Raw genomic sequence first — 4,871 nt, 5'->3', positions numbered from 1 at the left:
GGGGTCGAGCAGACCCAACCATTCTCGGAACTGCCCCCCATCGAGTAGCTCCGCCTCCCGGAACATGAACTCCTCGACGGCCTCACGGGTATCCCGATCGACCGCAACCGCGTTCATCAAATCGAACTCCTCGACCAGACCATCAACACTGACTCGATATTCTGCTGAACAGATGTGTCCTCCGCTGTAGAGAATGTAATTTACGTCTCACCGGGCCGTCAAGACAACATCTCCAAATGGGCAACGACCAAAACGGCTCCCACAGCAAGCCCCGCGGCGCTCGCAGAACCAGTCGCACGGCACACGTCGTCGACAGCCAGCGAACTTGCAGACGAAGCCGGAGGTATCGCGCGGTCGTCGCCGTGGTTGGCGAGGCTTGACAGCGGCGGCGGCCCTTATAACGCGCACTGTCGGTGAGAGCGCTACCGGTGTGTTCCTCGTCGAGGCGTGGCAGCACACGCACGTCTATTGGCGGTCTCTACGTTAGGAGGGTCGAATCGCCGCGATTAAAGGGCTGGAATGGATCTTTAATGGGGGCATCCCTGCCGAAGCACGCGCCGCTCATGCCTCCACACCGTCGGCGAAGTTACCTGTATGCATCGATACCGCCGCGTCGTCGTCGCTGATCTACGACCGTGACGAATATGTGTTGGTCAGGCTCCCCGCCGGACTCAGGACAGCGGAGGGCCTGGCGGCCCGATGCGACGGCTGATTGTTTGTAATTCGGTGTAGGAATCCAGGCTGGCTGGAGAGAATTCGCGTCCCAAGCCGCTCGCTTTCGCCCCGCCGAAGGGTGCGCGGGGGTCGAGGGAGGTGAAGGTGTGGCTGTTGATGAAGACGGAGCCGGTGTCGAACCGACGGCCGAGCAGGAACGCCCGCTCTTCATCTGACGTCCAGATCGAGGCGGCAAGCCCGTATTGCGATTGATTCACGAGCCGGATCACGTCGTCGAGTTCGTCGTATTTCAGCACGGGCACTACCGGGCCGAACTGTTCCTCTTCGACGATTGCGAGGCGGGGATCAGCCGCAGTGACCACGCTGGGCATCATGAAGTGGCCGTGGTCCCAGGCCGCCGATTCGAGCCGCTGGCCGAGGGTGGTGACGGTCGCGCCGCTCGAGCGCGCGTCGTCCACGATCTTCTCGACGAGGTTCTTCTGCTGAGCGTTGTTCAGCGGCCCCATGGTGACTCGGGGGTCGTCGCCGGGCCCGACGACGATTTCATCCACGGCGGCTGAGAACGCTTCCACGAAGCGGTCGTGGATGCGGGTCGGCACGTAGATACGTTTGAGACCGAAGCACACCTGGCCGGTGGTCGCGAACGCGCCTTTTACGATCTGCCGCATAGTCTCGGGCGAGAGGTCGACGTCGTCGAGGAGGATCGCGGGGTCGTTTCCGCCCAGCTCGAGCGTCACCCGCTTGATGTCGCGCGCGGCCGCGGCCATAACTTTGCGTCCGGTATCGATGCCGCCGGTGAAACCAATCTTGCGAATTCTCGGGTGAGCGACGAGTGCTTCTCCGACCGCGTCGCCTCCGGTGACCATGTTGAGCACGCCCGGAGGGAAGTGCTGTTGGAGGGCTCGGATGATCTCGGCGAGAACCAACGGGGAGTTTGCCGCCGGCTTCAAGACGACTGTGTTGCCGGCGACGAGCGCGGGCGCCAGCTTCATGAATGCCAGGACCACCGGGAAGTTCCACGGCGTGATGGCGGCCACCGGCCCGATTGGGCGGCGGCGGATGAGGGTCGTGCCCCCGGTGTCGCGAATCTGTTGGTCTGCAAGGATTTCAGCCGAAATGCCTGCGGTGTAGCCGCAAATGCCCGACGCGAATTCGAGGTCGACGTGCGACTCTTCGAGGATCTTTCCGTTCTCCCGGCTCAGGATCGGCGCATATTCCTCGATCATGTCGTGGATCGTGCCTGCGGCGGCAAGTAGTGCTCCCTGGCGTTCTTCCAGGGGCCGCGATGACCATTCTGGGAACGCCATTGCGGCCGCTGCGACCGCTTCGTCGACCTGCCCGGGTGCGGCGTCTGGGACCGAACCGAGCAGTACCCGAATATCAGCCGGGCTGACGACGTCGATCGTCCGGTCGGATGTTTCCTCACGTCCGTTGATGATGAGGTTTGCGCTGATCATGCCCAAGTCCTAACTTTCCTGCGGGGAACGGTTGATTTGTGGGAGCCATGTCTGGGTCATCGGAGGATCGCCCGGCGACCGCCAGATAAGTGCCGAATCCGGCGCCGGCCGCATCGGGCGGCCATCATCGCCTGACCCCGCAGCGTGGACCTTGCCGACACCGAACACGCCCGGCTCGCGCTATTCCGATGGACATCAAGTTTTCTTTTCGTCGGGCGGAGCGTCGCGGCTGCCGTCGAGGGGCTCTACGCCCGGGAGGAAGGGGTCGGGGATCACCAGTGCGTGGCTGACAACGATCGCGTCCACGTGGCAATCGATTGCGCACAACCGACAGGAATGACAGTCGTTGGGGTAGATGATCTTGGCTCGCCACTTGGTCGTGGCCCACGGTTCGTCGCCCTCCACCAGCCGGATCACCCCGGTTGGGCAGCTGTCGATGCAGACGTTGCACCCGTCGCACGTTGTTTCGTCGATGCTTTCGATCACTGAACCGCCGCCTCCTCACGGTAGCCTTGCGGCACGGTGTATGGACTTGGATGGCGGCCGGGCGGGGCCTGCACCGGCCACGACTGGATCGGCAGGTCGCGTTCGCTGAACTGCAGATCGAATTCACCGCCGCTGCCCCGGCGGACGAGCAGCCACTTCAGCCACTCATCGTTGTCCGCGTAGGGGTAGTCGATACGAAACAGCTCCCCGCGACTTTCGGTGCGCCGCTTCATCGCCTCACAGGTGATGATCGCCAACGTCAGGTATGCGCGCACCTCATGCGCCTTCTTAAGTTCTTGATAGTCCGGCGCGAAAACGTAACGCAGTACCCGATCCCGGATCCGGTACAGCTCAGCGAGCGCTGAATCGATCCGTGCCTCCGACTTAAACAATGCGAATGCCGGATTGGCCGTCGCCTCGCCGATGGCTTTCCACACATCCACCGGCCGGACCTGCCGCAGCCGACGCATCGGCGCGAAATACTGCGCGAAGCTCTCCTGTGCCTGGTTCTCCCACACACTGCGCGCTACCGCGTGACCGCCGCGCGCCGCCGCCGCGGTGCCCGCCCGGTACCCCGCAACAGCCGAGAAGCTCGAGATCCCGCTGCCAGAAATTCCCGACATCAAATGCGGACACGCCGTGCCATACCCGGCCGCGTACAGGCCGGGCACTGTGGTGGCTCCGTCCAGGTCGATCGTGGGACCGCTGGTGCTGCTCGTGCCGAGCACGATGAACGGGGTCACCTCCAGCAGGTCAGTGGAGGGATCGACCTCAAACTCGGTAAAGGCGCGCCGCACCGTCGGAGACACTTCATACAGCACCTCTAGATCCGCCTGTGGTACGTGACGCAAGTCGAGATAGCACGGCCCTCGGCCCTCGACCATCTCGGTCATGATCGCGCGCGCGATGGTGAACAACCCGCCCTTATCGCCCCAGATCGGGTCATAGCGGTCCATGAAGTACTCGCCCGCCGCGTTGCAGAACTTGCCACCGATCCCCTGAATCTTGGCTTGACCCGGTGTGAAGAATGACCGATTGAAGTAACTCCAGGCAGCGAACTGGCCGAATTCCATGCCGGCGAACTCAGCACCCACTCGCCAGGCCGCCACATGACCTTCCCCGCTGCAATGGTCGGCGAACGCGTAATGCAGCTTGGGGTACCAAGGGCCGGTGTTGAGGATGACGCTGCCCGCCGTGAAGACATGACACTGGCCAGTGACAACATTTACCCCCACCGCACCACACACCGCACCAGCGGTGGGCCGACACCCGTCGGTGGTCAGCAGATCGATCACATCGACCCGCTCGAACAGTCGCACCCCCGCCGCTTTCATCCTCTCCTTGAGGATCTCCATACACACGCGACCATCCACACCCAGCGTCGTGCCAAGGTTGTGGCCGCGGACCGTCACATACTTCAGCGACCCATCCTCATGAGTGGAATAGGGCACACCCCACTCGATCTGCTCGTTAACCCTGTCATAGGCCTCGGCTATGTACTGCTGCACCCAATCCTGATCGGCCAAATAATTGCTGCCCACCACGAATTCGCGCGCCCACTCCGTCATCTCCTCACCCTGCACCCGGTGATCAGGGGCGTATTGGCTGTGGACATACGTCATCGGCCCTGCCCGAGACACCACCGCTTTCTCCACCAGAATCACCGACGACCCCAACTCCGCGGCCCGTAGTGCTGCCCGCACTCCGCCAATTCCCCCACCCACTACCAAGACGTCGCATTCTTGGACCGACACATCCAGGTCACCCATAACGCCAGTCACGCCTTCACCAACATCTCGATCAAGTCCGTCTCGGTTGTTTCGGTGGTCATATGGTCGGGCCCTTTCTGGAATCGGCGATATCCACGAAGGAGGTGGTGAGCGGAGCTGGCCCTACAGGACTACCGACAGGTTGTCGATAGGCAACGTCGAGTGGTCGAGCAACACCTCGCGCCGAGCGAGCCGCAGCGAATCGTCGGTGCGGCGCAACACGTCGACGCGTTCGGCCGACAGCAACTCCCACCGGCCGCTGTCTCCGCGGCTGCGGAAGAACAAGAGATTTGAGCGCACGGTCAACTCATCAGCCTCCGGTCCGGCAGTCGTGCGGATGTTGGACACGAAGTGCCGGGTCCGCGACCGAGGTGACTCGGCCCACGAGAAATCCGTCTCGCCCCGGAGGACCCGCATCTCCAAGCCCGTGTAGTCGTCGTTCCAGTGCGCGATCGCGCCCACCCAACCCGCGGAATCCTCACGG

General features: G+C 62.9%; 4 protein-coding genes and 1 pseudogene. All 5 read right to left on the bottom strand.

What is annotated here, in order from left to right:
* Nucleotides 1-117 (bottom strand): annotated as a pseudogene (locus tag RMCN_RS32045) (aromatic-ring-hydroxylating dioxygenase subunit beta); the annotation flags it as partial.
* A 554-nt stretch (nt 118-671) separates the two neighbouring features.
* Nucleotides 672-2,132: an aldehyde dehydrogenase family protein gene (locus RMCN_RS26805; RefSeq protein WP_067395759.1), complete on the bottom strand. Its 1,461-nt coding sequence runs from the start codon at nt 2,130-2,132 to the stop codon at nt 672-674.
* A 195-nt stretch (nt 2,133-2,327) separates the two neighbouring features.
* Nucleotides 2,328-2,618, bottom strand: a complete 291-nt coding sequence (locus tag RMCN_RS26800) for a 4Fe-4S dicluster domain-containing protein (RefSeq protein ID WP_011559042.1) — start codon at nt 2,616-2,618, stop codon at nt 2,328-2,330.
* Nucleotides 2,615-4,387 (bottom strand): FAD-binding protein, encoded by a 1,773-nt coding sequence (locus RMCN_RS26795; RefSeq protein WP_067395756.1) that lies wholly within the window; start codon nt 4,385-4,387, stop codon nt 2,615-2,617. Before RMCN_RS26795 ends, RMCN_RS26800 begins: the two co-directional genes overlap by 4 nt.
* Before the next feature lie 123 nt (nt 4,388-4,510).
* Nucleotides 4,511-4,871 (bottom strand): aromatic-ring-hydroxylating dioxygenase subunit beta (locus RMCN_RS26790; RefSeq protein ID WP_067395655.1); only part of this gene is annotated, 361 nt, incomplete at its 5' end.

Source organism: Mycolicibacterium novocastrense (genome assembly GCF_001570485.1).
Lineage (GTDB): Bacteria > Actinomycetota > Actinomycetes > Mycobacteriales > Mycobacteriaceae > Mycobacterium > Mycobacterium novocastrense.
Note: the sequence above shows the minus strand (reverse complement) of the source record. Positions and strands in the feature narration are given on the sequence as shown.

Bases quoted from the DNA above. Each gene is read 5' to 3' on its own strand.
- RMCN_RS26805 (WP_067395759.1), bottom strand. From the start codon at position 2,132: ATGATCAGCGCAAACCTCATCATCAACGGACGTGAGGAAACATCCGAC.
- RMCN_RS26795 (WP_067395756.1), bottom strand. From the start codon at position 4,387: ATGGGTGACCTGGATGTGTCGGTCCAAGAATGCGACGTCTTGGTAGTG.